Annotated in this window: 28 protein-coding genes; 16 read left to right on the plus strand and 12 right to left on the minus strand. The window is 64.9% G+C overall.

The window, feature by feature from the left end; genetic code table 11:
- Positions 1 to 1,023 (plus strand): aspartate-semialdehyde dehydrogenase, encoded by a 1,023-nt coding sequence (locus FDT80_RS09065; protein WP_138661963.1) that lies wholly within the window; start codon positions 1 to 3, stop codon positions 1,021 to 1,023.
- Positions 1,024 to 1,248: 225 nt separating this feature from the next.
- A complete protein-coding gene (locus tag FDT80_RS18870; RefSeq protein WP_170311833.1) occupies positions 1,249 to 1,413 on the plus strand; it encodes a hypothetical protein in 165 nt (54 codons plus the stop codon).
- A gap of 18 nt (positions 1,414 to 1,431) precedes the next feature.
- Here the strand turns inward: FDT80_RS18870 and FDT80_RS09070 are convergent, their stop codons facing one another.
- From FDT80_RS09070 to FDT80_RS09085, 4 genes are read right to left on the minus strand one after another with little or no spacing between them, the layout of a single operon-like run.
- Positions 1,432 to 1,893 (minus strand): hypothetical protein, encoded by a 462-nt coding sequence (locus FDT80_RS09070; RefSeq protein WP_138661964.1) that lies wholly within the window; start codon positions 1,891 to 1,893, stop codon positions 1,432 to 1,434.
- A 40-nt stretch (positions 1,894 to 1,933) separates the two neighbouring features.
- On the minus strand, positions 1,934 to 2,245 hold the full coding sequence (locus FDT80_RS09075; protein WP_138661965.1) for a P-II family nitrogen regulator: 312 nt from the start codon (positions 2,243 to 2,245) through the stop codon (positions 1,934 to 1,936).
- Positions 2,246 to 2,248: 3 nt separating this feature from the next.
- Positions 2,249 to 3,235: a sodium-dependent bicarbonate transport family permease gene (locus tag FDT80_RS09080; protein WP_138661966.1), complete on the minus strand. Its 987-nt coding sequence runs from the start codon at positions 3,233 to 3,235 to the stop codon at positions 2,249 to 2,251.
- Between the two features lie 45 nt (positions 3,236 to 3,280).
- Positions 3,281 to 3,931 (minus strand): carbonic anhydrase, encoded by a 651-nt coding sequence (locus FDT80_RS09085; protein WP_138661967.1) that lies wholly within the window; start codon positions 3,929 to 3,931, stop codon positions 3,281 to 3,283.
- A gap of 154 nt (positions 3,932 to 4,085) precedes the next feature.
- Between FDT80_RS09085 and FDT80_RS09090 the strand changes: the two genes are divergently transcribed.
- From FDT80_RS09090 to FDT80_RS09100, 3 genes are all read left to right on the plus strand, one after another.
- Positions 4,086 to 4,466 (plus strand): hypothetical protein, encoded by a 381-nt coding sequence (locus FDT80_RS09090; RefSeq protein WP_170311834.1) that lies wholly within the window; start codon positions 4,086 to 4,088, stop codon positions 4,464 to 4,466.
- A 68-nt stretch (positions 4,467 to 4,534) separates the two neighbouring features.
- Entirely contained in the window at positions 4,535 to 5,920 is a 1,386-nt protein-coding gene (locus FDT80_RS09095; RefSeq protein WP_138661969.1) for a leucyl aminopeptidase family protein, read from the plus strand.
- Positions 5,917 to 6,714 (plus strand): C40 family peptidase, encoded by a 798-nt coding sequence (locus FDT80_RS09100; RefSeq protein ID WP_138661970.1) that lies wholly within the window; start codon positions 5,917 to 5,919, stop codon positions 6,712 to 6,714. The genes FDT80_RS09095 and FDT80_RS09100 overlap by 4 nt, the downstream gene beginning before the upstream one ends.
- 69 nt (positions 6,715 to 6,783) lie before the next feature.
- Here FDT80_RS09100 and FDT80_RS09105 read toward each other — a convergent pair whose 3' ends face one another.
- On the minus strand, positions 6,784 to 7,131 hold the full coding sequence (locus tag FDT80_RS09105) for a DUF2794 domain-containing protein (protein WP_138661971.1): 348 nt from the start codon (positions 7,129 to 7,131) through the stop codon (positions 6,784 to 6,786).
- A 126-nt stretch (positions 7,132 to 7,257) separates the two neighbouring features.
- Here FDT80_RS09105 and paaI point away from each other — a divergent pair, with 126 nt between their 5' ends.
- Together paaI and paaK are read left to right on the plus strand one after the other, a co-directional pair.
- Positions 7,258 to 7,698 (plus strand): hydroxyphenylacetyl-CoA thioesterase PaaI, encoded by a 441-nt coding sequence (paaI, locus tag FDT80_RS09110; protein ID WP_138662561.1) that lies wholly within the window; start codon positions 7,258 to 7,260, stop codon positions 7,696 to 7,698.
- Positions 7,695 to 9,005 (plus strand): phenylacetate--CoA ligase PaaK, encoded by a 1,311-nt coding sequence (paaK, locus tag FDT80_RS09115; protein ID WP_138661972.1) that lies wholly within the window; start codon positions 7,695 to 7,697, stop codon positions 9,003 to 9,005. Before paaI ends, paaK begins: the two co-directional genes overlap by 4 nt.
- A gap of 21 nt (positions 9,006 to 9,026) precedes the next feature.
- Here paaK and FDT80_RS09120 read toward each other — a convergent pair whose 3' ends face one another.
- Together FDT80_RS09120 and FDT80_RS18875 are read right to left on the minus strand one after the other, a co-directional pair.
- Positions 9,027 to 9,443 carry a hypothetical protein gene (locus FDT80_RS09120; protein ID WP_138661973.1) on the minus strand — a complete coding sequence of 139 codons (417 nt, stop codon included), beginning with the start codon at positions 9,441 to 9,443 and terminating at the stop codon, positions 9,027 to 9,029.
- 16 nt (positions 9,444 to 9,459) lie between these two features.
- Positions 9,460 to 9,609 (minus strand): hypothetical protein, encoded by a 150-nt coding sequence (locus tag FDT80_RS18875; RefSeq protein WP_170311835.1) that lies wholly within the window; start codon positions 9,607 to 9,609, stop codon positions 9,460 to 9,462.
- A 124-nt stretch (positions 9,610 to 9,733) separates the two neighbouring features.
- Here FDT80_RS18875 and FDT80_RS09125 point away from each other — a divergent pair, with 124 nt between their 5' ends.
- Positions 9,734 to 10,663, plus strand: coding sequence for a LysR family transcriptional regulator (locus FDT80_RS09125; protein WP_246039913.1), 930 nt, complete (start codon positions 9,734 to 9,736; stop codon positions 10,661 to 10,663).
- An 8-nt stretch (positions 10,664 to 10,671) separates the two neighbouring features.
- Here FDT80_RS09125 and FDT80_RS09130 read toward each other — a convergent pair whose 3' ends face one another.
- Positions 10,672 to 12,333, minus strand: coding sequence for a Y-family DNA polymerase (locus FDT80_RS09130; RefSeq protein ID WP_138661975.1), 1,662 nt, complete (start codon positions 12,331 to 12,333; stop codon positions 10,672 to 10,674).
- A 92-nt stretch (positions 12,334 to 12,425) separates the two neighbouring features.
- A complete protein-coding gene (locus tag FDT80_RS09135) occupies positions 12,426 to 13,043 on the minus strand; it encodes a TetR/AcrR family transcriptional regulator (RefSeq protein WP_138661976.1) in 618 nt (205 codons plus the stop codon).
- 158 nt (positions 13,044 to 13,201) lie between these two features.
- Between FDT80_RS09135 and mbfA the strand changes: the two genes are divergently transcribed.
- The 7 genes from mbfA to FDT80_RS09170 all read left to right on the plus strand — a co-directional run bounded on the left by mbfA (position 13,202) and on the right by FDT80_RS09170 (position 19,047).
- Positions 13,202 to 14,176, plus strand: a complete 975-nt coding sequence (gene mbfA, locus FDT80_RS09140; protein ID WP_138661977.1) for an iron exporter MbfA — start codon at positions 13,202 to 13,204, stop codon at positions 14,174 to 14,176.
- A 36-nt stretch (positions 14,177 to 14,212) separates the two neighbouring features.
- Positions 14,213 to 15,142, plus strand: a complete 930-nt coding sequence (locus tag FDT80_RS09145) for an AEC family transporter (RefSeq protein ID WP_138661978.1) — start codon at positions 14,213 to 14,215, stop codon at positions 15,140 to 15,142.
- A 100-nt stretch (positions 15,143 to 15,242) separates the two neighbouring features.
- Entirely contained in the window at positions 15,243 to 16,073 is an 831-nt protein-coding gene (gene fghA / locus FDT80_RS09150) for an S-formylglutathione hydrolase (protein ID WP_138661979.1), read from the plus strand.
- The gene (locus tag FDT80_RS09155; protein WP_138661980.1) at positions 16,070 to 16,525 is read left to right on the plus strand and encodes a YaiI/YqxD family protein; all 456 of its coding nucleotides are present in this window, start codon (positions 16,070 to 16,072) and stop codon (positions 16,523 to 16,525) included. Before fghA ends, FDT80_RS09155 begins: the two co-directional genes overlap by 4 nt.
- A 67-nt stretch (positions 16,526 to 16,592) precedes the next feature.
- Positions 16,593 to 17,213 (plus strand): HAD family hydrolase, encoded by a 621-nt coding sequence (locus FDT80_RS09160; protein ID WP_138661981.1) that lies wholly within the window; start codon positions 16,593 to 16,595, stop codon positions 17,211 to 17,213.
- On the plus strand, positions 17,210 to 18,127 hold the full coding sequence (locus FDT80_RS09165; RefSeq protein WP_138661982.1) for an ornithine cyclodeaminase family protein: 918 nt from the start codon (positions 17,210 to 17,212) through the stop codon (positions 18,125 to 18,127). The genes FDT80_RS09160 and FDT80_RS09165 overlap by 4 nt, the downstream gene beginning before the upstream one ends.
- The gene (locus FDT80_RS09170) at positions 18,109 to 19,047 is read left to right on the plus strand and encodes an alpha/beta fold hydrolase (protein ID WP_246039914.1); all 939 of its coding nucleotides are present in this window, start codon (positions 18,109 to 18,111) and stop codon (positions 19,045 to 19,047) included. Before FDT80_RS09165 ends, FDT80_RS09170 begins: the two co-directional genes overlap by 19 nt.
- Here FDT80_RS09170 and FDT80_RS09175 read toward each other — a convergent pair.
- Complete coding sequence (locus FDT80_RS09175; protein WP_138661983.1) at positions 19,044 to 20,285, minus strand: MFS transporter; 1,242 nt, start codon at positions 20,283 to 20,285, stop codon at positions 19,044 to 19,046. The two genes, FDT80_RS09170 and FDT80_RS09175, sit on opposite strands and share 4 nt — an antisense overlap.
- Positions 20,286 to 20,433: 148 nt before the next feature.
- Here FDT80_RS09175 and zapE point away from each other — a divergent pair, with 148 nt between their 5' ends.
- Entirely contained in the window at positions 20,434 to 21,492 is a 1,059-nt protein-coding gene (gene zapE, locus FDT80_RS09180) for a cell division protein ZapE (RefSeq protein WP_138661984.1), read from the plus strand.
- Here the strand turns inward: zapE and FDT80_RS09185 are convergent.
- The gene (locus FDT80_RS09185; protein WP_138661985.1) at positions 21,489 to 22,763 is read right to left on the minus strand and encodes a bifunctional folylpolyglutamate synthase/dihydrofolate synthase; all 1,275 of its coding nucleotides are present in this window, start codon (positions 22,761 to 22,763) and stop codon (positions 21,489 to 21,491) included. The genes zapE and FDT80_RS09185 overlap by 4 nt on opposite strands.
- A complete protein-coding gene (gene accD, locus FDT80_RS09190) occupies positions 22,760 to 23,713 on the minus strand; it encodes an acetyl-CoA carboxylase, carboxyltransferase subunit beta (protein WP_138661986.1) in 954 nt (317 codons plus the stop codon). Before accD ends, FDT80_RS09185 begins: the two co-directional genes overlap by 4 nt.
- Between the last annotated feature and the right edge of the window lie 27 nt (positions 23,714 to 23,740).

The raw sequence follows: 23,740 nt of genomic DNA on the forward strand, positions 1-23,740 counted from the left end.
ATGGGTTACCGCGTCGTCGTAGCCGGTGCCACAGGCAATGTGGGCCGCGAAATGCTGAACATTCTGGCTGAACGCCACTTCCCGGTGGATGAGATCGTGGCGCTTGCCTCGCGCAAATCCATGGGATCCGAGGTCAGCTTTGGCGACAGGACGCTCAAGACCAAAGACCTCGATACGTTCGATTTCACGGGCTGGGACATGGCGCTGTTCGCCGTGGGGTCCGAGGCCACGAAGATCTACGCGCCCAAGGCCGCCAAGGCGGGCTGCGTGGTGATCGACAACTCGTCGCTCTATCGCTACGATTCGGATGTGCCGCTGATCGTGCCGGAAGTGAACGCCGACGCGATCATGGGGTACGCGAAAAAGAACATCATCGCCAATCCCAACTGTTCGACCGCGCAGATGGTCGTGGCGCTGAAGCCGCTGCACGACCGCGCCCGGATCAAGCGCGTCGTGGTCAGCACCTACCAATCGGTGTCGGGCGCGGGCAAGGAAGGCATCGACGAGTTGTGGGATCAGACCAAGTCGATCTACAACCCCGTCGATGACAAGCCGGCCCGGAAATTCACCAAGCAGATCGCGTTCAACGTCATTCCGCATATCGATGTCTTCATGGAAGACGGATCGACCAAGGAAGAATGGAAGATGGTCGCGGAGACCAAGAAGATCGTGGACAAGGCGATCAAGGTCACGGCGACCTGCGTGCGCGTGCCAGTGTTCGTCGGCCACTCCGAGGCGATCAACATTGAGTTCGAAGAGCATCTGGACGAGGATGAGGCGCGCGAGATCCTGCGCGAAGCGCCCGGCGTGATGGTGATCGACAAGCGTGAGGACGGCGGCTATGTCACCCCGGTCGAATGCGTCGGCGATTTCGCGACCTTCATCAGTCGCATCCGTCAGGACAGCACGATCGACAACGGCCTGAACATCTGGTGCGTCAGCGACAACCTCCGCAAGGGCGCTGCATTGAACGCGGTTCAGATCGCGGAATTGCTCGGCAACCGGGTCCTGAAAAAGGGCTGATCTTCGGGATCGACAGAAGAATTTGCACGTGAATGGCCTGCGCCCCGGCGCGGGCCATTTTTTTGTCCGGTCTGGCGCCCGCATGTCGTGACCCCGGCAAAAGTGATCCCAAGCGGTGACCCTGCAGGCGAAACGTCTCGAAAATGTCCGCGGGTTTGAAACTTCGTCGCGCTGTCTTGCGTGGCTGTGGATGTACGTGGGGGCGTACCAGACGGAGACCAGACCATGAAAGCCGCACTTCACATCGTCCGCACGGCCGCAGCACGGATCGCACCGCAGGCACCGCGTCAGCCCGAAACGGCAGAGCGGACCAGCCGGCGACAGCCCATCAGCAAACAGGAATTGCAGGCCCTTTTCGCTGTCGAACTGAGCTACAAGAAAGCCGCCTGACCCCACCGCCGGGTCTGGCTATGCGGGCTCGATCACCGATCGACCGGATGTGGCGCGCTTTGGGTGCGGCATCGGGTCCGGTTCGGGATGGCCTGGCATCGCGCAGCCGAAGCGACGCACGAACACACCATAGGCAAAGCCAAGTTCGGAGGCTTTGCACAGCCGTTCCCCGGTGGATGCATCCAGCAGCGTCAGACCCTCGTCGGCGGACCGCAGGGCATATCCCTGCACCGACAAACGCCGCATCAGATCTCCCCATCCGGTCGCTTCGGCGAGATCGAGCGCCAAATACGCCTGCAAGGCATTGATCAGGCGATCGTCGGTCGGGGATGCCCGGCGCGGAGCCGCCGCCGCCGATTGCAGCACTTCGCGGGTCAGCAGATCGCGCACGATCTGTCCGACGGTCTGATCCCGTTCCGCCGCGCGCACTTGCGCCGCGCGCAACAGCGCCGGTGGCAATTTCAAGACTACGGTTTGCATGACCATCCGCGAACTGTCGCGCGTCGTGGTTAATTCCGCGTTAAAACCGCTCGGCCCGGATCACGTCGCAATCGCTCACCGTGACAAGGCCGATATGCTTTTCAACCACCGCGAACGCACGCTCCAGCACGACCGACAATCGTTCGGGGCGCAGGATGCAGACCACCTGGACCATGCCGCTTGCCCGCCCGATCTCGCCCGCACGGGTCCAGTCTCCGGACCGCCCCGATCCGCCCAGCACGGGCAGAACGGTGTATCCGCTGACGCCCGCCTGCTTGAGCGCGTCGGTCAGACGCGATTGCATCACCGCTTCGATGGTGATTTCCACACGTTTGGCACTATGGGTCTGCATCTGTCATCCTCCGGTCGCGGCGCGGGCCATGGCCACGTAAAGCGGGATGCCCAGCGTCAGGTTGAAAGGGAAGGTCACACCCAGCGACAATGTCAGGGACAGCGCCGGGTTCGCCTCGGGCAGGGCCACACGCATGGCGGCGGGCACCGCGATATAGGACGCCGACGCCGACAACACCATCAGCAGCGCCACGCCCCCCGTACTCAGCCCCAAGAGCATCCCCGCGGCAAGGCCGAAGACACAGCCCACGAGCGGCATCAAGATGCCAAAGGCCAGCACCCGCATCTGCAATAGCCCCGCGCTTTGGCGCAGACCGCGCCCAGCGACCAACCCCATATCCAGCAGAAAGAGGCACAAGACCCCCTTGAAAGGCGACACGATGAAGCTCGAGATTTCGGCCAGCCCGTCCTCTCCCGTGGCCCATCCGATCGCAAAGGCGCCGACCAGCAGCACGATGGAGCCGTTGAGCAGGATTTCGCGCCACAGATCGCGGTCCATGCGCCGCGCGCCGTCGCTGCCGCCACTGCGTGAAATCAGCCAGAGCGCTGAAAGGATCGCGGGCGCCTCCATCGCGGCGGCGACCGCGACCATATACCCCTCGTAGCCGATCCCGCCGCTGTCGAGCACCGAGGAGGCCGCCACGAATGTCACGATCGAAATCGACCCGTAGTGCGCCGCGATCGCCGCCGCGTCGAGCGCGCTCAGCCCGGTCATGGCCCGCAGCAGCCCGAATGCCACAAGCGGCAGCAACGCCGACAGGACAAAGCCCGCCAGCAGCGACAGCGCAAGCGTCAGGTCCACGCCATGCGCCGCGACGGCGACACCGCCCTTGAACCCGATTGCAAACAGCAGGTAAATCGACAGCGCCTTGGCCGCGGCTTCGGGCACCGACAGATCGGATCGGGCCAGCGCCGCCGCAAGACCCAATGCGAAGGACAGGATGATCGGCGACAGCAGGTTCTGTCCGGCCAGAGCGAATATTTCGGTCATCCAAGGGGTCCGATCAAAGCTGGCTGGCCGCGGTGGGCAGGTGCGTCATACGGGCACGAACGTGTGCGTCTGCGGCTGATACGCCTCCAGCCCGCCTTCGCCGATTTCGGTCCACAAACCGTGCAGCGACAACAGTCCGTCATCGACGCGCGACTTGACGAACGGAAAGGTCATCAGGTTCTCGAGGCTGGCCACCACCGCGTGCTTTTCAAGCTGTTGCGCCTGAACCTTCGGGTCCTGCTCTTGCGCGACCAACTCGAACTTGGGCTTGAGGATATCCATCCAGCGGCCCACGAAACTGCTTTTCTCCTCAAGCTCGGGCGCGTGGCCGTTGCACATGTCGATGCACCCCTGAACGCCGCCACAACTGGAATGGCCCAGCACGATCAGATGCGCCACATGCAGCACGCTCACCGCGTATTCCACCGCCGCGGAAGTCCCGTGGTGGTCGCCATCCGGCTCGTAGGGCGGCACAAGGTTGGCAATGTTGCGGTGGATGAAGAACTCGCCCTGATCCGCCCCGAAGATCGACGTGACATGCACCCGGCTGTCACAGCATGAAATCACCATCGCACGGGGATGCTGGCCATCGCTGGCCAGACGTTTGTACCACGCCTGATTTTCGGCGTATGTCGTCGCTTTCCAGCCGTGATAACGCTGCGACAGATAACTCGGTAGCGGCTTGGCCTGATCCATTTTTGGTCCCGTCCGTGATTTGACTGATGGTCAGTTACCCCGAATTCTTGGCGAATTCGAGTGAAAAGACACAAACGCCTCAACGCTTTGGGAACGGCTTGGGCCGTAGGAATGGCGCCGTACCGTGGGGGTATGGCATAATAGGGTGAGCAGAATGAAAGATGTCCTGACAATCAGGCTGAGCGAAACCGTGCGCTTGGACCGGGATCGGCTTGGCGCGCTGGCCGCGGAACTTGGCGATGCCGCGGCGGAAGATGTCGTTTGCCGCGCGATGGAGGAACTGGCCCTGCGCATGTCGCTTTGCAATCAGCTCTATCAGCAGCGCGACTGGGACGCTCTGGCCAAGACCGCACGGTCGCTGATCGCGATCGCCGACCAGATCGGCATGACCGCCCTGGCGCGGGTGGCGACCGACGTCACCACGTCCACCGAGGGTGGTGACCCTGTCGCCACTGGCGCCACTCTGGCCCGGCTGCTGCGCATCGGCGAATACTCCCTCACCAACCTGTGGGAACTTCAGGACATCACGATCTGATCGCTTGCGGCGCCCCGATTTCAGGCTAGGCTGGCGCGAAATTGCCCGCCCAGAAAGGCCCGTTTTCCATGTCCGACCTCTTCGCTACCCCATCCGACGCCGCGCTGCCCCTTCACCTCGTCGCCGAAGCCGATTTCGATGGCTGGATCGCCGATCAACCGGACAGCGTGAAGACATGGGTTGGCGCCAACGGCTTTACCGGCGCACTGGGTCAGGCGCTTGTCGTGCCGGGCCCGGGCGGCGCGCCCGAACTGGCGCTTGCCGGCTATGGCACAGCCGCGACGCGGGCACGGGCGCGGTTTCACCTTGCCGCGGCAGCGGCAAAGCTGCCCAAGGGCGACTACCGCATCGCCAGCGGGCTGCCGACAGAGGACGCGGCGGTAGAGGCGTTGGGCTGGCTGCTCGCGAGCTACCGCTTTGACCGCTATCACGACGCCACACCCATGGCCGCGCGGCTGGTGGCGCCAGAGGACATCGACACGGATCGTGTGACCGCAATCGCGACCGGCGAAATGCTGACCCGCGATCTGATCAATACACCCGCGTCGGACATGGGCCCTCCGGAGCTGGAGCAGGCCGCCCGCGATCTGGCGGGGCGATTCGACGCGTCGATCGACGTTGTCGTCGGTGACGACCTGCTGGAGCGGAATTTCCCGATGATCCACGCCGTAGGCCGCGCCGCCGACCGCGCGCCGCGCCTGATCGACATGACCTGGGGCGACGAGGGGCCAAAACTGACGCTGGTCGGCAAGGGTGTGTGCTTCGACACCGGCGGTCTGAACCTCAAGCCCGGGTCCTCCATGGGGCTGATGAAGAAAGACATGGGCGGGGCGGCCGCCGTTCTGGGGCTTGCGCATATGATCATGGCGACTGGCGCCAGGCTGCAACTGCGGGTGCTGATCCCGGCGGTGGAAAACGCGGTGTCGTCCAATGCCTTCCGGCCACAGGATATCCTGACCTCGCGCAAGGGTCTCACCGTCGAGATCAACAATACCGATGCCGAAGGGCGGCTGGTTCTGGCCGATGCCCTCGCGCTGGCGGATGAAGGCGCGCCAGACCTCATCGTCTCGATGGCCACCCTCACCGGCGCGGCGCGCGTTGCCGTCGGCCCCGACCTTGCGCCTTTCTTTTGCGATGATGGCCTGTTCGTCACGGCGCTGGAACACGCGGCCGCGACCGAACACGATCCGGTCTGGCGGTTGCCCTTCCACACCCCCTACGAGGCGATGATCGAACCGGGCATCGCCGATCTCGACAATGCGCCCAAGGGCGGGTTCGCCGGCGCGATCACCGCGGCGCTGTTCCTGCGCCGGTTCGTGACCGAAACGCCGCGCTATGCCCATTTCGACATCTATGGATGGCAACCTTTGGACGCCCCGGCGCGCGCCAAGGGCGGCGTGGGCCAAGCGACACGCGCCCTGCTTGCCGCCCTCCCCGACATCCTGGACGCATGACCGATCCACGCCTCACGCCCGATCCCGCGCGCATCACCGGTCGCGTCGATGCACAAATCATGGTCGGCCATACCGATCTGTGCCGCACGCCCGACGGCCCCCGCTACAGGCAACTCATTCTCGGCGATGCCGTCACCGTCTTTGCGACCGAAAAGGGATGGAGCTATGTCCAGGCCCGCAAGGACGACTACTGCGGCTTCGTCCACACCGTCACCCTGGGCGAGGCGGAGACGCCCACTCACCGCGTTCTCGCCGCCGGCAGCCATGCCTACCGCGCACCCGACATCAAGTCGCCCGACCGCAGCCCGCTCAGCTTCGGCAGCCTGCTGGCAGCAACGGACACCACCGGCGGGTTTCTGGCCACGCGGCACGGCTACGTCCCCCTGCAACACGTCGCTCCGCTGAACCGGACCGGCACGGATCCCGCCGCCTGTGCGCAGCTTTTGCTGCACACGCCGTACCTCTGGGGGGGCAACAGCCGCGCAGGCATTGATTGCTCGGGCCTGGTTCAGGCGGCATTGCTGGCCTGCGGAATCCCCTGCCCAGGCGACAGCGACCTGCAACAGGCCGCGCTCGGCACACCCCTGCCAAAGGGATCCGCCGTCCGCCGCAACGATCTGCTCTTCTGGCGCGGTCACGTCGCCCTCGTGGTCGATGAAACGACGCTCATCCACGCCAACGCGGGCCACATGGCCGTCGCCGACGAGCCCATCGCGGATGCCATCGCACGGATCATGGCCCAGGGCGGCGGCCCGGTCACGGCGCACAAGCGCCTGGCGGCTTCTTTGGGCTGAAAATACTTCCGCCGGAGGCACATGACAAAATGGAATGGCCCGCAGGGCCTCGATTTGCTTGGATCCGGATCACTTCACCGCGCGAATGAGCTTGCGCTCCAGCACGCGCAGGACGGTTTTCAAATCGTGCCCCCGTCGCATGATCTGACCGTCCATGCCAACGACCGCGTACATGCCCTGCTTGTCGCGCAGCCGCGGACGCTTTTCGATACGGTAAAGCGGATGTTCGGCGGTCCGCCGGAACACGGAAAACACCGCCACCTCGCGCAGACAGGAAATCCCGTAGTCGCGCCATTCCCCCGCGGCCACCATCCGGCCGTAAAGCGACAGGATCACCGACAGTTCGGTCCGATGAAACGCCACCTGTTCCGGCCCCCGGTCGCGAAACGGATTTTGTGGCGGTGGCTGCACATTCATCCCTTGAGAGTTGCGCCGATCTGCGCCCAAATCAAGCCCCCAGACGTGACGATATACAAAGCGCCCAGGAACATGTTACGGATCAGGGCGCACATCGCGAAAACGGAAACATGAATGACTGCTGAGATGACCCCCCTCGCCCGCGCCCGGACCTGTGCCACCCTCATGATGGAGCAGGACGCCGCCAGCCGCGGCCTCGGCATGGTGCTGGATCATGTGGCGCCGGGCACCGCGACGCTGAGCATGACGATCAAGCCCGAAATGCTCAACGGTCACGGCATCTGCCACGGCGGCTTCATCTTCACCCTCGCCGACAGCGCGTTCGCCTTTGCGTGCAACACTTACAACCAGCTGACCGTCGCGCAGCAGAACCAGATCACCTATCTCGCTCCGGGCCGCCCCGGCGATACGCTGACCGCGACCGCGATCGAGGTCGCGCGCACCGGCCGGTCGGGCACATACGATGTCACCGTCACCGCCGGCAACGGCAGCACGCTGGCGTTGTTCCGGGGGCTGTCACGCACGATCAAAGGTCAGCATTTCCCAGAAGACGGAGCCGCCACATGAAGGATCTCACCCCCGCGAAATCCACCCTCGACGCGGTCGAAACCGCCAGCCGCGACGAAATTTCGGCATTGCAACTGGACCGGCTGAAATGGTCCCTGCGCCACGCCTATGACAACGTGCCTTTCTACAAGACCAGTTTCGACGCGGCCGGCATTCACCCCGACGATCTGCGCAGCCTGTCGGATCTGGCGAAATTTCCCTTTACCGTCAAAACCGATCTGCGCGACAATTATCCGTTCGGCATGTTTGCCGTGCCGCGCAACCAGGTGGCGCGCATCCATGCGTCGTCGGGCACGACGGGCCAGCCCACCGTCGTGGGCTATACCAAGCGCGATCTCGATCATTGGGGCAGCGTCGTCGCGCGGTCCTTGCGTGCGTCGGGGTTGAAAACCGGGGATATGTTGCACAACGCCTATGGCTACGGCCTGTTTACCGGCGGTTTGGGAATCCATCTGGGTGCCGATGCGCTGGGGCTGTCCACGGTGCCGATTTCAGGCGGCATGACGCCCCGCCAGGTTCGCCTGATCGAGGATTTCAGACCCAATGGCATCACAGTCACGCCATCCTATGCGCTGTCCATCTTGGATGAATATGCCAGACAGGGGCTCGATCCGCGCGCGTCATCGCTGGATGTCGGCATTTTCGGCGCCGAGCCCTGGACCAACGCCATGCGCCACGAGATCGAGCAGGCCTTCGACATGCACGCGGTCGATATCTACGGCCTGAGCGAGGTCATGGGCCCCGGCGTCGCCTGCGAGTGCGTCGAGACCAAGGACGGCCTGCACATCTGGGAGGATCATTTCTATCCCGAGGTGATCAACCCCGAGACCGGCGCGCTGGTCGAAGACGGCGAACAGGGCGAGCTGGTCTTTACCTCGCTGACCAAGGAGGCGTTTCCGATCATCCGCTACCGCACCCGCGACCTGACCCGGCTTCTGGCGGGCACGGCGCGCAGCATGCGGCGGATGGAAAAGATCACCGGGCGCAGCGACGACATGATCATCCTGCGCGGGGTCAACGTCTTTCCCACCCAGATCGAAGAGGCGCTGATGGCCATTCCCGGCCTTGCCCCGCATTTCCAGATCGAGCTGAGCAAACCCGACCGGATGGACCAGATGCGCGTGTTCTGCGAGGTGGCGGAGGCCGGTATCGGCGCGCAAGCCCGCAGCGACGCCGCCCGCGCACTGGCCGCCTCGGTCAAGCAGACCGTGGGAATTTCGATCAGCGTCGAGGTCTTTGACGTCGGCGGCGTCGCCCGGTCCGAGGGCAAGGCGGTGAGGATCGTGGACAAGCGTCCAAAGACCTGAGGCGGGGCACGATCCGGCAGATCACTCCGCCGGGTGCGTCGCCTGGCGCCCCGACAGCGTTGGCTGCGCCGCACCGACCCCGTGGCGCAGCACCATAAAGCCAAACAGCGCCATCGACAGCACAGCAAGGACAGAGCCGATCTGTGCCACTGACTCGCCCCGGTCGGTGATCGCGAAAACGATTCCCGGCACGAGAACCACCACGGCCGCCGCCGTGAGAACGTAGTGCACCTGCGCCATCGCCGTCTGCGCGGCGCCCGGCGTCAGCGCGTAATAGGCCCCGAAGACAGCCATCGCGACAAAACCGATCAGGTTGAGGTGCCCATGCGCGGGCGACAACGTGTGATCGTTGCTGGCCGCCATCTGGATCCCCCAGACCATGCCCGCCAGAGCGAACAGCGCGGCGGTGGCAAAGAACAATTTCGATATGGATTGCATGAAAACCTCTCCTTTTTTATGTGATATCCAAACGCCCGCCAAGGCGCGGGGGCGGCACGCTGCCGGTGATCGACTGCATGTCGGCGGTTTTGGTGCCGATCCCGATGATGCGCTGGCGGACCCCCATCCGCCCGGTCGCATCCGGCCCGAAATCACGATCTCTCATCGCTCCCCCCTGCACGCTCCTGATGGACGCGCGGTGCGTCCTCGGCGGTGGGGGCAGGATACCGCAAACTCCGCGATACAAAAAATCGATAGATTGTATATGATCTATAGGCATGGCGAATTTGATGAACTTCGACCTCAACCTGTTGCGGGTGCTCGACGCGCTGCTGCGCGAGGGATCGACCGTGCGCGCGGGTCAACGGCTTGGCCTGTCGCAGCCTGCCGTGTCGGCCGCTCTTGGCCGGTTGCGCGCCGGGCTGAACGACGAGCTGTTCCTGCGGCGCGGCAAGGGGCTTGAACCGACGCAATTCGCCCTCTCGCTCGAGGCGCCGCTGCGCGATCTGCTGGACGGCATCCAGATCTTGCTGAGCCGGGGCGGACCCTTCGATCCTGCGACATCGACGGCCCGGTTCAAGATATCGGGAAGCGATTTCTTTGCCGAACTGCTGATGCCCGAACTGGCCGAACGGTTGTTGCGGCACGCGCCGGGGATGCGGGTGCATCTGGTCGATCTGGTGCCCGACAATTACATCGACACGCTGGAGCGCTACGAAGTCGATCTGGCGTTGGTGCCCGCGCTGGCCCTGCCCGACCGGATCAAGGCGCAGCCGGTGTTCAGATCGTCCTTTTCGGTCATCGCGCGGCAGGATCATCCGTGCATCGCGCAGGCGGGTCTGGCGCCCGGCGACATGATGCCTATGGATCTGTTTTGCGATCTGGGGCATGTCCTGTTCTCGCCCGAAGGCAATGCGCGCGCGATGGGCGACGCCGCATTGGCCAAGGTCGGTCGCGAACGGCGCGTGGTGATGACCATGCCGGTCTTTTCGGGCGTCTACCGTGCCGTGGCCGGGTCCGACCTGATCGCGCTTTTGCCCACGAAACTGGCGCGGCATATCGCGGGCGGTGTCGGGCTCTGTATCTACGCCCCGCCGATGGCAATCGTGCCGGTGCAGATCTTGATGATCTGGCATCGCAGGCAGTCAGGCTGGCCCGCGCACCAGTGGCTGCGGGGCCAGATTGCCGGGCTTCTGGCCCCGCTCGATGACATGCGCTGACCCCAAGATCAGGCAAAGGCGCCCTGACAGAACCACCCCGACGACATCGTGCCGCCATGCCCGTAGAACAACCACAACCGCTGTCCGTCTTGGGTCTGCGTCACCCAGTAGTCCCGGACCCCCGTGCGCCAGTCGGGATCGTCGAGCCACCATTCGGGGGCGATCCGCTCCGGCCCGATGGCGCGCAGGCGCACAAGGTTTTGCCCACGCCAGCGAAAGGCGTGCGGCATCTGCGGCACATCCGGGGCGCTGACCGGTTCGGGCCGCCATAGCAGCAGCGGACGGGGCGTGGCGGGTGCGGGCCAGGCACCATCGTGCGGGGCCGTCCATGCCGCGGCCTGGATGGTGCTGGTTTTCTCGGGGACATGGCTCGATGCCGGGTGCAGCCGCGTGATCGCCTCAAGGCCCACGCGCGCGCCGATGCGCCCGATCAGATCGTCCAGCGCGGTATTGCCCGCCAGCCGGGCGCTGACCACGCGCCCTGCCTCAAGGTGGCCCACCGCGTGGCGGTCGTGAATGGGCTCGGTCCGGACCGCCTCAAGCCGCAGCATGTCGATGCCAAAGCCGGCGTCGATCTCGCCCAGCTTCAGCTCCAGCAGCGGACGAATCCGCGCGGGATCGCGCGAGGGACGCGCCAGACCGACCTCGACCCCTTGAATGTCATGGTCGCTGCGAAAGGCCTGCAACCGCACCCGCCGCGCGCCACGGCCCTTGGCCTCAAGGCTTTGGCACAGGCGCGGCAACAGCCGGTCGATGCCCGCCAGAATGTCATCCTCCAGCCCGATGGGCTCGGGCAGGGTCAGCCGCACGGCGAAATGCTCGGCCGGTTTGGCGGGTGACACGGGTTCGGGCGCGCTGCCCATCGCCTGATCCATCCGCATCACCAGCCCCCGGCCAAAACGCCGCGCAAGGCTGGCACGCGGCTGGCCCAGCAGATCGCCCACCCTGCGCAGGCCCAGCCGCCCCAATTGCGCTGTCGTCTCCGCATCGAGCCGCAACGCCGCGATGGGCAGCGGGCTGAGTGCGCCGTAAGTCTGGCCCGGCGCAGCGATCCGGTGCGCCCCCGCTGTCCGGCCCAACGTGGTGACGGGCGCCGCCCCACCGCGGGTCCAATGCCGCCGCTTGCCCGCCCGCGACCGGGTCGCGCGCGCCTCCTGGTCGATGGCATCGCCGTTGCGGTCCGACACGCCCACCTGCCCCGCGAACCGCGCCAGCGCCCAGGCAGCGCCCCGCGTATCCGCCAGCCCGATATGCGTCATCAGCCCCAGATCGGCGCAATCCTCCTGCACCACCTGCACCAACGGCTCCTCGCCCCCGAAAAGATGCGCACAGCCGGTCAGATCGACGACCAGCCCATCCTCGGCCTCATCCGCGACCCAGGGGCTGAACTTGCCCGCCCAGCGCCGCAGCGAGGCGAGAAACGCCGCCTCTGCCGCCGGGCTGCGGCTGCGGGTGATCAGCCCCTCGCACATCGCATGGGCATCGCGCACCGGCTGCCCGACGCGCAGGCCATGCTGCTGCGCCAGCGCATTGAGCGAGGTGATCACCTGCATGTTCTGCTGGTCCTGCACCACGGCCAGCGGCACCCCGCCCAGCACCGGTTCGCGGCGCACAAGGCGGTCGGCCCCCAGCCGCGGGAACCACAAGGACAGGATACGACGGTTGGTCATGCGGGCAGCATCGCCTGAGATCGGGGAATCGGTTGTTCACTCTTTGTTCTTTTTCAAATTACCCATAACAGCCACCAGAGTCGAGCGCGCCCTCAGGTGCCGTAGCGTGCCATGAACATCTCGACCGCACCTTTGACGACGCGGTCGATCTCGTCCTCGGTCACCGTCTTGGTCATGCCAAAGATCAGTCGCGGCCACAGATCTGCCTTGCACAATTCGCCAAACTGATCGGCGGCGAACACCATGTCATCCATGTGCAATTCGCCGCGCGCCACGGCCTGCTTGAAATAGGCGGCCATTTCCGCGCGCATCACGGCCGGCCCAGAGTTGTAGAACCGCTGACCCAATTCCGGAAACCGATCCGATTCCGCGACACAGATGCGAAAAATCTGCTGGCCCAACGTCGAGGTGATGAATTTCAGGAAATGCCGCGCCGTCTGGTCCAGCACCTCGCGCGGGGGGGCGGTCATGTCGATGTTATCGAGCGCCAGACGCGCCTGACGCTGGCATTCGGTATTCGCCACCTCAAGAAACAGCAGCCGCTTGTCGGCGAAATAGCTGTACAGCGTCGCCTTTGACACCTTGGCGGCCCGGGCAATATCGTCGACGCTGGCCCCCTCGAACCCATCGGCCATGAAGACGTGTCGCGCGCCCTGCAGCACCTGGTCATACTTGCGGCCCTTGCGGACGGTGTCGGCTGTTGCGGTCATCAAAGTCTCCGGCTGTCGCGTCAACGTATAAACCGAACGGTTCAGGTCCAAGCGCTTTTCCTGTCGAAGGCGTAAATTCGCATCTATTTCCCCTGAATGTGGATTGCCCGGCGCGACACCCTAGATTAGAACTGTTCTAAGCTGATTTGGGGTTTCAGATGCGTTTTTCCTTTTCCCGCAAACGATTCAACGACCTGACAGAGCAGGAAATACTGGCGCTGGCGATCTCCTCCGAGGAGGATGACGCCCGGATTTACCGGGGCTATGCCGAGCGTTTGCGCAAGGACTTTCCCGACAGCGCACGCGTGTTCGACGGCATGGCCGCCGAAGAGGACCAGCACCGCCAACGGCTGATCGCCCTCCATGAGCAACGCTTCGGCCCGGTGATTCCACTGATCCGGCGCGAACATGTGGCCGGCTACTACAACCGCCGCCCGGTCTGGCTGGTCGAAAACCTCGGCCTTGAAAAGATCCGCGCCGAAGCCGAAGCGATGGAGCGCGAGGCGGAGCACTTCTACCTCAAGGCGGCGGCGCGCACCACCGACAGCGCAACGCGCAAGCTGCTGGGCGATCTGGCCGCCGCAGAGGCGGGCCATCAGGACACCGCCGATGCCCTCAACCAGCGCCACCTGGGCGAAGCCGCCCGCACGCGCGAGGATGACACGGCGCATCGCCAGTTCCTGCTGACATGGGTTCAGCCGGGGCTTGCCGGCCTGATGGACGGGTCGGTCTCGACGCTGGCGCCGATCTTTGCCACCGCCTTTGCCACCCAAGACACCTGGACGACCTTTCTTGTCGGACTGGCCGCATCGGTGGGTGCCGGCATTTCGATGGGCTTTACCGAAGCCGCGTCGGACGATGGCGAATTGTCGGGCCGCGGCTCGCCGGTGAAACGCGGCTTTGCCTCCGGCGTGATGACGACGCTGGGCGGCCTGGGGCATGCGCTGCCATATCTCATCACCGATTTCTGGACGGCAACGGTGATCGCGGGCATCGTCGTCTTCGTCGAGCTTTGGGCGATTGCCTGGATTCAGAACCGCTATATGGATACGCCGTTCCTGCGCGCCGCGTTGCAGGTCGTTCTGGGCGGCGCGCTGGTGTTCGCGGCGGGGGTGCTGATCGGATCGGGCTAGCTTGCGGGACGCATCCCCTGCGGCTATCCCTGTGCCATGATCGATATCTTTCTGAAAACCCTGCCGTTCTTTGCCCTGATCGGGCTGGGGTACTGGGCCGGACGCACACGGTTTTTCAGCGCCGAAGCGACGGCCTACCTGACCAAGTTCGTGTTCTACTTCGCGCTCTCCGCGATGCTGTTCCGGTTTTCCGCCAACCTCTCGCTGGCCGAGGTCTGGGATATCAGGCTGGTATCAGCCTACCTGTGGGGCACGGCCTTCGTCTATGGCATCGCGACCTTCGTTGGGTTCCTGCGCCGCCTCGATGTGCCCACCGCCGCGATCGAGGCGCAATGCGCCGTCATCGGCAATACCGGGTTCCTGGGCGTGCCCATGCTGACGCTGCTGCTCGGCCCGATGGCGATCGGACCGGTGATGCTGGCCCTCGCCATCGACCTGATCGTTTTCTCCAGCCTGATCGTGATCCTGATCACCGGCTCGCGCGAAGGGCGGATGCGGCTTTCGGTGCTGCGCACGGTCGGCGCAGGGCTGGTGAAAAACCCGATGATCGTTTCGATGTCGCTTGGGTTGCTGTGGTCTGGCCTTCAGGTGCCGATCCCCGTCCCGATGAACGATTTCCTGGCCATCCTCGGCGGGGCGGCCACGCCGGGTGCGCTGTTCGCGATCGGGGCCTCGCTCGCCACCAAATCGGCAGAACGGATCGAAGTCGCAGGATGGCTCACCTTCTGCAAGCTGGTGCTGCACCCCGCCTTCGTCGCCTTCGCGGCACTCTATCTCTTCAACGTCGATCCCTTTTCGGCGGCCGTGATCATCGCCGCCGCCGCTCTGCCGGTCGCGGGCAACGTCTACATGCTTGCACAACACTACGGTGTGGCGCCGCAACGGGTATCGGCGGCGATCCTCGTGTCAACCGCGATCAGCATCGTCACCGTCAGCCTGGTGATCGCATGGGTCAGCGCGCTCTAGGCTTCTTTTGTTCAAAAATATCCCCGCCGGAGGCTCCCCACCTTGCCGCGGCCCCCCCCAGCAGATAGCCAAGAGCCAACCCACCCAACAGGAGTGTCCGATGAAAACCCTTTCCGAGAACGCCTGCTTCGGCGGCACGCAAGGCGTCTATTCCCACGCGTCCAAGGCCACCGGATGCGACATGACCTTCGGGTTGTTCATGCCGTCCGAGGCCGCGGACGGGCCCGTGCCGGTGCTGTGGTATCTGTCGGGACTGACCTGCACGCATGAAAACGCGATGACCAAGACGGGTGCGCAGGGCTGGGCGGCCGAACAGGGCATCGCCCTGGTCTTCCCCGACACCTCTCCGCGCGGAGACGGGGTGGCCGACCACGACGATTTCGACATGGGACAGGGCGCAGGGTTCTACGTCAATGCCACTCAAGCCCCCTGGGCACCGCATTTCCGGATGTGGGACTACGTGACCGATGACTTGCCCCAGCTTCTGGGCGCGCATTTCGCGCTCGACATGAGCCGCCAGTCGATCACCGGGCATTCGATGGGCGGACATGGTGCGCTGACGATGGCGATGGGGCTGCCGGGACGGTTTCGTTCGGTTTCGGCCTTCTCGCCCATCGCACATCCGACATCGAGCGATTGGGGCCGCAAGCAGCTTGGCGGCTACCTGGGCAAGGACGAATCCGCATGGGCGCCGCACGACGCCACGCTGCTGATGCAGTCACGCGGCTTTGATGGGCCGGTGCTGATCGATCAGGGCGCGGACGACCAGTTCCTCGACCTGCTGCAGCCCGAAGCGCTGGCAGCCGCCATCGCCAAGCGTCGCCAGCCTGCCACGATGCGTCTGCAACCGGGGTACGATCACAGCTATTTCTTCGTCTCGACCTTCATGGAGGAGCACGTGGCATTTCACGCCGACGCGCTTTACGCATGACCGCGCTCTACATCGACGCTGACGCCTGTCCGGTCAAAACCGAAGCGGAGCGGGTCGCCACCCGGCACGGGGTCACGATGTACGTGGTATCCAACGGCGGGCTGCGCCCCTCGGCCAATCCGCTGGTCGAGACGGTGATCGTGCCCGACGGACCGGACGTGGCGGACATCTGGATCGCCGAGCGCGCGGGGCCCGGCGATGTCGTCGTGACCGGAGATATTCCGCTGGCCGCCAAATGCGTTGCGGCTGGCGCGCAGGTGCTCAAACACAACGGCGAGGCGCTGACGGCGGCAAATATCGGCAACGTGCTGGCCACGCGCGACCTGATGGCGGATCTGCGCGCCGCCGATCCATTTCGCCAAGGTGGTGGCAAAGGCTTTACAAAGGCCGACCGCTCCCGTTTCCTGGAGGCACTGGAACGTGTCCTAAGGGCGGCGCGGTCAGCGAAGTAGCGGTTTTCACAATAGAAAACAGACCGGAATTGTCGACGATTCCGGCAACAGGCACGAAGGGCGGGACATGAAACCCAAGGCGGTGATCTTCGACATAGGGAACGTGCTGATCGAATGGCAGCCCGAACGGTTCTACGACCGTGAAATCGGCCCCGACCGCCGCCGCGCGATGTTCGACGCCGTCGATCTGCATGGCATGAACGACCGCGTCGACAGCGGCGGGCATTTCACCGACACGGTCTATGCCACTGCAGAGGACTATCCCGACTGGCGCGACGAAATCCGCATGTGGCACGACCGCTGGATCGAAATGGCAAGCCCGGCAATCGACCGCTCCGTACGTCTGATGCGCGCGCTGCAAAAACGCGGCACGCCGGTCTTTTCCCTGACCAACTTCGGCATCCAAAGCTATGACCTGGCCGCCACGCACTATCCCTTTCTGCGCGAATTCGACCGCGATTTCATCTCCGGGCATATGGGCGTGATCAAACCCGACCCGAATATCTATGCGCAGGTCGAACACCAAACCGGGCTGGGCGGCGCTGACCTGCTCTTTGCCGACGACCGCGCCGACAACATCGCCGCCGCCGCCGCACGCGGCTGGCAGACCCATCACTTTGACGGCCCCGATGGCTGGGCCGGTCGTCTGGTCGCCGAAGGCTTGCTGAGCGAGGACGACGCACAATGACCGTTCCCTTCATTCCCTTCGAGCAGGGCGAGCCGTTGCTGGACTGGATCGCGCTTACCGACGCGCTGGCCCGGGGCCACGACATGCCGCGCGCCCAAATCGGCGATACCTTTCTCTATCGCGGCGACGATACCTTGCTCAATCGCGCGGCCTGGATCGACGGCCTGGGCATCGCGGTGAAATCCGCCACGATCTATCCCGCCAACCCCGCACGCGAAGTGCCGATGGTCAACGGCGGCGTGACGCTCTATTCCGACACGGACGGCACGCTCGAGGCGCTGGTCGATTTCCACCTCGTCACGAAATGGAAAACCGCCGGCGACAGCCTGCTCGCCGCGCGCCGGCTGGCCCGGCCCGACAGCCGCCGCATCCTGATCGTGGGCGCGGGAACCGTGGGCCGATCGCTTCACGCGGCCTATTCCGCCGCGTTCCCGGACGCGCGGTTCACCGTGTGGAACCGCACCCATTCCGCGGCACGCGACATGGCGCAGGCCTTGCCGAACCTGACGGCGACCGATGACCTCGAGGCGGCCGTGCGTGCCGCCGACATCGTCACCAGCGCCACGATGTCCACCGACCCGTTGATCAAGGGCGACTGGCTTCAACCCGGCCAGCATATCGACCTGATCGGCGCCTACCGTCCTGACATGCGCGAAGCCGACGACGCGGCCCTGCGCCGTGCCACGCTGTTCGTGGACAGTTTCGACACCACCGTCGGCCATATCGGAGAAATCAAGATCCCGATCGAGGCCGGCACGATCAGCCGCGGCGACATCGTGGCCGATTACTACGATCTGGATCGGTTCCGGCGCCCCTCGGACGACGCGATCACCCTGTTCAAGAACGGCGGCGGCGCGCATCTGGACCTGATGACGGCGCGGTATGTCCTGTCAGCATGGCAATCACGGTCGTGATCTGGGGGGTCGTGATCCTCGGGGCGCTGATCGTGATCCCGATCATCATCGAAACGAACCGCGCCCCGATGAACGAAGCGCAGCGACACGGCGCGCCGGGCCGCTTTGTCACGCTCAGTCAGGGCGTCACGCATTACCAATGGCTGGGCCCCGTGCGCGGACCCGTGGTGGTCTGCGTGCACGGGCTGACGACGCCAAGCTTTGTCTGGGGCGGGCTGACCCGCGGACTGGCGCTGCTGGGGTTCCGGGTGCTGATCTACGACCTCTACGGGCGCGGCTATTCCGACCGTCCCAGGGGTCCGCAGGACACCGCGTTTTTCCTGCGTCAGCTCAAGGATCTGCTGCATCATGAACGCGTCGAGGACGACATCACCCTGATCGGCTATTCGATGGGCGGGGCGATCGCCACCGCGTTTTCCGCCGACGCGCCGGGGCGGTTGCGCCAGCTTGTGCTGCTCGCACCCGCTGGCATGGGTATGGCAAGGACACCGCTGATGCGGTTCGTCATCGACACACCCGTGATCGGCGACTGGGTTATGCTGGCCTTCTACCCGTCACGTCTGCGCAAGGGGCTGCGGGCGGAACGGGACCTGCCGAGCGCGGTCGAAAATATCACCCGGCTGCAGGAAAACGAGCTTGAATACCGAGGGTTCGTGCCGGCCGTTCTGGCCAGCCTTCGGGGGATCCTGTCACACCCGATGCAGGCCGAACACCAGACGATCCATCGCTCCGGCATTCCGGTGCTGGCCATCTGGGGCCGCGAGGACAGCGTGATACCGCTGTCCTCCGTCGGCAAGCTGGCGGAGTGGAGCCGCGACAGCCGTCAGGACGTGATCGACGGCGCGGGCCACGGCCTGACCTATACCCACTGCCCCGAGGTGCTGGCAATCCTGCGCGATTTCCTGCGGCACCGCGACTAGGCGGTGGCAAGGCAGCGCAGCCGTTCCTCGCGGATGGGCAGGTGGACGATGGCGCTGAACGCGCCGACGCCGACGCCGATCCACCACACCAGCGTGTAATCGCCGTAGACATCATAAAGCCGCCCGCCCAGCCAGACGCCCAGAAAGCTGCCCAACTGATGGCTGAAGAACACGATGCCATAAAGCGTGCCCATGTACCGCAGCCCGTAGATATGCGCGACAAGCCCAGAGGTCAGCGGCACGGTCGCCAGCCACAGCGACCCCATGGCCACCGAAAAAAGGATCACCGACACCGGCGTGATCGGCAGCAGGATGAACACCCCCGCCACCACCGTGCGGGCGGTGTAGATCCCAGCCAGCAGGTATTTCTTGGAAAACCGCTTGCCCGCCCAGCCCGCCGTCAGCGTGCCGACGATATTGGCCAATCCGATCAGCGAAATCGCGACCGCCCCAAGCGCCGATGTGCTGGTGATACCGATGCTGTGCAGCACGCCGCCCGGCAGGATCGGACCGCAGAGTTCGGTCACGAACGCAGGGAAATGCGCGGTGATAAAGCCAAGCTGATACCCGCACGAGAAGAATCCCAGAAAAATGAGCGTGAACGACGGGTCGCGCGCCGCCTTGACGAGAATCTCGCCCAGCGTTTCCTCAAGCTCCGTGCGGGTCGCCTGTACCGGGGCGCGCATCAGCGGCAACAAGAGCAGCGTGGCCAGGATCAGGCCCGCGAAGGCGACGAAGGTCATCTGCCAGGTCAAAAATCCCAGCATCCATTCCGCCACCGGCGCGCCGAACACCTGGCCCGCGCTGCCCGCCGCCGTGACCACCGCCAGCGCCATCGACCGGTTGTCGGGCGAGGCGGCGCGCCCGACGACGGCCAGAACGACGCCGAACCCGGTGCCCGCGATTCCGAAGCCGACCAGCCAGGCATAGGTCTGATGCGCGATCGGCGTCACCGCATCCGCCGACAGGACCAGCCCCAGCGCATAGACAAGCGCGCCCAGGATGATCGCCCGCCGGTCGCCGATCTTTTCCGCGAGCGCGCCAAAAATCGGCTGCCCGATACCCCACGCGAGGTTCTGGATTGCGATGGCCAGTGAAAATTCGCTCCTCAGCCAGCCGAAATCCTCCGCGATCGGGATCTGGAACACGCCAAAGGAAGCGCGGACCGCAAAGCTGACCATGATGATGACACAGCTGACGATCAGGACGGGGGTGAACAGGGGGGCGCGGGCTTGCATCGGGACTCCGATCAAAGGGTTGCGGCACCATCAACGGCGCAGGGGTCATGGTCAATTCAGTAGTTTTTGTCCTCGGTTCACAATTCTTGATGGATCGCGCGGCCCGCTGTGGGCTTTTCACGGAACGCGGCGCGGGATATGGCAGGGCATGACCAGTCTGACCACGCTTTACGACCGGATGATCGCGGACGGCGATCTGCACCCCGACCCCGCGCAGCAAGCCATCCTGCCCGAGTTCGAACGCATCCGCGCGGCATTGGACCAGCCGGTCAGAAAAGGGCTTTTCCGCCGAGCGCCGGAGCCCCCAAAGGGGCTGTATCTTTGGGGCGGGGTCGGGCGCGGCAAGTCGATGCTGATGGATCTTTTCGTGCAGAGCCTTGGCGACATTCCCGCACGAAGGGTGCATTTCCACGCTTTCATGCAGGAGATCCACGCAGCCATGCACGCGGCGCGAAAGACCGGCGTCGATGACGCCATTGCCCCCGTCGCGGCGGATGTGGTGGCCAACGTGCGTCTGCTTGCCTTCGACGAGATGCAGATCACCGACATCACCGACGCGATGATCGTGGGGCGGTTGTTCCAGGCCCTTTTTGCCGCCGGGGTCGTCGTGGTCACGACGTCGAACCGGATCCCCGATGATCTGTACAAAGACGGGCTGAACAGGGACATATTTCTGCCCTTCATCGAGCTGATCAAGGATCGGATGGTCGTCTGGGAACTGACCAGCCCGACGGATTACCGGCAAAACCGGCTGGGCGGAACACCGGTCTATTTCAGCCCCGCGAACGCCGAGGCGCGCGCGGCGATGGCCGAGGTCTGGACCGACCTTGCCGGCGGGCCGGGCGAACCACTGACGCTGCATGTCAACGGTCGCGAGGTCGAGATCCCGGAGTTTCGCAACGGCGTCGCGCGCGCGCGGTTTCACGATCTGTGCGGCCGGCCCCTGGGTGCGGCGGATTACCTGGCGCTGGCCAAGGCGGCGCGTGTGCTGCTGCTTGACAATGTGCCCACGCTGGGGCGCAGCAATTTCAACGAGGCAAAGCGCTTCGTCACGCTGATCGATGCGCTTTACGAGGCCAGGGTGCGGCTGGTGTGCTCTGCCGCGGCGCAGCCCGAAATGCTGTACCTCGAAGGCGAAGGCAGTTTCGAGTTCGAGCGCACCGCCAGCCGGTTGCGCGAAATGCAGGCCGAGGGCTGGGGCGGCTAGGCGTTTTCGCGCAGCACGCCGCCCGCGAGATAAAGCGATCCGCAGATCAGCACCCGCGCATCGGGATCCTTTGCGACGATGGCCTGCAGCGCGACCGCCACGGTGTCCGCGGTACTGGCAGGCAGCCCCACGTCGCGGGCCGCGTCTGCCGTGGTTTGCGCGGGCAGCGTGTTGGCCTCGCCGGGGATCGACACCGCCGTGAGGCTGGCCGCCTGCCCGGCCAGCGGCGCAAGGTATCCGCGCACGTCCTTGGTGTTGAGCATCCCGCAGATCAGGTGGGTGGGCCGGTCGCGCAGCCCTGCCAGGACGTCGGCCAGGGCCTTGCCCGCCGCCGGGTTGTGCCCGCCATCCAGCCAAAGTTCTGCCCGGCCCGCGATATCGACCAGGGGGCCGGATTTCAGCCGCTGCATCCGCGCGGGCCAATGCGCCTTGGTCACTGCTGCCTCGCAGGCCTCTGCGCCGATCCCGAGATGCCGCAAGGCCGCCAGCGCCGTGCCGGCGTTCTGGATCTGGTGCGCACCGGGCAGGACCGGGCGCGGCAGGTCCAGAAGGCCGGTGTCGTCCTGATAGGTCATGCGGTCGCGGTCGGCAAAGGCGTGCCAGTGCTGCCCATAGGCCAACAGGGGCGCATGATGGCGCGCCGCCACCGCCTCGATGACCTCGAGCGCGTCGCCCTCTTGCGGGCCCACGACACAGGGCACACCGCGCTTGATGATTCCGGCCTTTTCGCCCGCGATGGCCGATAGGGTGTTTCCCAGAAACTGCTCATGGTCGATCGAGACCGGCGTGATCACCGTCAGCGCCGGCCGCGCGATCACATTCGTCGCGTCCAGACGCCCGCCAAGCCCGACTTCCAGCAGGGTGAAATCGGCGCGGGTGCGCGCAAAGGCAAGCATCGCGGCGACGGTCGTGATCTCGAAATAGGTGATCGGGTGGCCATCGTTGGCCGCATAGCATTCATCCAGCACCGCCGTCAGATCCGGCTCGGATATCAGTTGCCCGGCGACGCGGATCCGCTCGTGAAACCGCGCCAGGTGCGGCGAGGTATAGGCGTGCACCACCTTGCCGTCGGCCTCCAGCCCCGCGCGGGTCATCGCCAGCGTCGATCCCTTGCCGTTGGTGCCCGCGATGTGGATCACCGGCGGCAGATCGTTCTGGGGGTTGCCCAGCGCGTCCAGCAGACGCCAGACCCGATCGAGCGTCAGATCAATGACCTTGGGATGCAACGCCATCATCCTCGCAAGGATGACGTCCGATGTCTGCGCGCTCATTTCTTGCCGGAATCCGCCTGCGGCTTTTCGTCGTCAGGCGTCAGCGCATGTGGCAGTTCCGCCGGCTGTTCGGGTGCAGGCAACTCGCCTTTCACCGCGGGCGTCAGGCCCATCAGCATGCGGGTGATCGTGATCAGTTCAGCGCGCAGTTCCGTCCGGGGCGTCACCCGGTCCAGCATCCCGTGGTCCAGCAGGTATTCGGCACGCTGAAACCCATCGGGCAGCTTTTCGCGAATGGTCTGCTCGATGACACGCGGCCCGGCAAAGCAGATCAGCGCGTTCGGCTCGGCGATATGCACGTCGCCCAGCATCGCATAGCTGGCCGTGACACCGCCGGTGGTGGGATGCGTCAGAACCACGATGTAAGGCAGCCCCGCCTCTTTCAGCATCTGCACCGCGACGGTGGTGCGGGGCATCTGCATCAGCGACAGGATCCCCTCTTGCATGCGCGCGCCGCCAGCTGCGGAAAACAGGATCAGCGGGCGCTTGAGTTTGACCGCCTCCTGTGCCGCGGCCACGATCGCATTGCCCACGTACATGCCCATGGACCCGGCCATAAAGGAGAAATCCTGCGCCGCCGCGACGATGGGTGTGCGCCCGATATCGCCGGTCGCCACAAGCATCGCCTCGACCTCTCCGGTCTGCTTTTGCGCGGCTTTCAGGCGGTCGGGGTATTTCTTCTGATCGCGGAAATGCAGCGGATCGGCCTTGGGCGCGGGCACCTTGACCGGGTTGAACACGCCGCCATCGAACAACGCGGAAAAACGGTCGCGCGGAGTGATCGGCATGTGATGCCCGCAATTGGAGCAGACGTTCAGATTATCCGACACTTCGCGGTGAAACAGCATGGTCCCGCACTCGGTGCACTTGGTCCACAGGTTGTCCGGCGTTTCGCGTCGCGAGAAGATCGAGTTGATCCGTGGCCGGACGTAATTCGTGATCCAGTTCATTGCATTGCCCCTTTGGCGCTGTTGGGT

The organism is Sulfitobacter sabulilitoris (assembly GCF_005887615.1).
GTDB classification, from domain to species: Bacteria; Pseudomonadota; Alphaproteobacteria; order Rhodobacterales; family Rhodobacteraceae; genus Sulfitobacter_E; species Sulfitobacter_E sabulilitoris.

Excerpts from the sequence above, each read along its gene's own strand:
- FDT80_RS09065 (WP_138661963.1), top strand. The coding sequence starts at position 1 with ATGGGTTACCGCGTCGTCGTAGCCGGTGCCACAGGCAATGTGGGCCGC.
- FDT80_RS18870 (WP_170311833.1), top strand. The coding sequence starts at position 1,249 with ATGAAAGCCGCACTTCACATCGTCCGCACGGCCGCAGCACGGATCGCA.
- FDT80_RS09070 (WP_138661964.1), bottom strand. The coding sequence starts at position 1,893 with ATGCAAACCGTAGTCTTGAAATTGCCACCGGCGCTGTTGCGCGCGGCG.
- FDT80_RS09075 (WP_138661965.1), bottom strand. The coding sequence starts at position 2,245 with ATGCAGACCCATAGTGCCAAACGTGTGGAAATCACCATCGAAGCGGTG.
- FDT80_RS09080 (WP_138661966.1), bottom strand. The coding sequence starts at position 3,235 with ATGACCGAAATATTCGCTCTGGCCGGACAGAACCTGCTGTCGCCGATC.
- FDT80_RS09085 (WP_138661967.1), bottom strand. The coding sequence starts at position 3,931 with ATGGATCAGGCCAAGCCGCTACCGAGTTATCTGTCGCAGCGTTATCAC.
- FDT80_RS09090 (WP_170311834.1), top strand. The coding sequence starts at position 4,086 with ATGAAAGATGTCCTGACAATCAGGCTGAGCGAAACCGTGCGCTTGGAC.
- FDT80_RS09095 (WP_138661969.1), top strand. The coding sequence starts at position 4,535 with ATGTCCGACCTCTTCGCTACCCCATCCGACGCCGCGCTGCCCCTTCAC.
- FDT80_RS09100 (WP_138661970.1), top strand. The coding sequence starts at position 5,917 with ATGACCGATCCACGCCTCACGCCCGATCCCGCGCGCATCACCGGTCGC.
- FDT80_RS09105 (WP_138661971.1), bottom strand. The coding sequence starts at position 7,131 with ATGAATGTGCAGCCACCGCCACAAAATCCGTTTCGCGACCGGGGGCCG.
- paaI (WP_138662561.1), top strand. The coding sequence starts at position 7,258 with ATGACCCCCCTCGCCCGCGCCCGGACCTGTGCCACCCTCATGATGGAG.
- paaK (WP_138661972.1), top strand. The coding sequence starts at position 7,695 with ATGAAGGATCTCACCCCCGCGAAATCCACCCTCGACGCGGTCGAAACC.
- FDT80_RS09120 (WP_138661973.1), bottom strand. The coding sequence starts at position 9,443 with ATGCAATCCATATCGAAATTGTTCTTTGCCACCGCCGCGCTGTTCGCT.
- FDT80_RS18875 (WP_170311835.1), bottom strand. The coding sequence starts at position 9,609 with ATGAGAGATCGTGATTTCGGGCCGGATGCGACCGGGCGGATGGGGGTC.
- FDT80_RS09125 (WP_246039913.1), top strand. The coding sequence starts at position 9,734 with ATGAACTTCGACCTCAACCTGTTGCGGGTGCTCGACGCGCTGCTGCGC.
- FDT80_RS09130 (WP_138661975.1), bottom strand. The coding sequence starts at position 12,333 with ATGACCAACCGTCGTATCCTGTCCTTGTGGTTCCCGCGGCTGGGGGCC.
- FDT80_RS09135 (WP_138661976.1), bottom strand. The coding sequence starts at position 13,043 with ATGACCGCAACAGCCGACACCGTCCGCAAGGGCCGCAAGTATGACCAG.
- mbfA (WP_138661977.1), top strand. The coding sequence starts at position 13,202 with ATGCGTTTTTCCTTTTCCCGCAAACGATTCAACGACCTGACAGAGCAG.
- FDT80_RS09145 (WP_138661978.1), top strand. The coding sequence starts at position 14,213 with ATGATCGATATCTTTCTGAAAACCCTGCCGTTCTTTGCCCTGATCGGG.
- fghA (WP_138661979.1), top strand. The coding sequence starts at position 15,243 with ATGAAAACCCTTTCCGAGAACGCCTGCTTCGGCGGCACGCAAGGCGTC.
- FDT80_RS09155 (WP_138661980.1), top strand. The coding sequence starts at position 16,070 with ATGACCGCGCTCTACATCGACGCTGACGCCTGTCCGGTCAAAACCGAA.
- FDT80_RS09160 (WP_138661981.1), top strand. The coding sequence starts at position 16,593 with ATGAAACCCAAGGCGGTGATCTTCGACATAGGGAACGTGCTGATCGAA.
- FDT80_RS09165 (WP_138661982.1), top strand. The coding sequence starts at position 17,210 with ATGACCGTTCCCTTCATTCCCTTCGAGCAGGGCGAGCCGTTGCTGGAC.
- FDT80_RS09170 (WP_246039914.1), top strand. The coding sequence starts at position 18,109 with ATGGCAATCACGGTCGTGATCTGGGGGGTCGTGATCCTCGGGGCGCTG.
- FDT80_RS09175 (WP_138661983.1), bottom strand. The coding sequence starts at position 20,285 with ATGCAAGCCCGCGCCCCCCTGTTCACCCCCGTCCTGATCGTCAGCTGT.
- zapE (WP_138661984.1), top strand. The coding sequence starts at position 20,434 with ATGACCAGTCTGACCACGCTTTACGACCGGATGATCGCGGACGGCGAT.
- FDT80_RS09185 (WP_138661985.1), bottom strand. The coding sequence starts at position 22,763 with ATGAGCGCGCAGACATCGGACGTCATCCTTGCGAGGATGATGGCGTTG.
- accD (WP_138661986.1), bottom strand. The coding sequence starts at position 23,713 with ATGAACTGGATCACGAATTACGTCCGGCCACGGATCAACTCGATCTTC.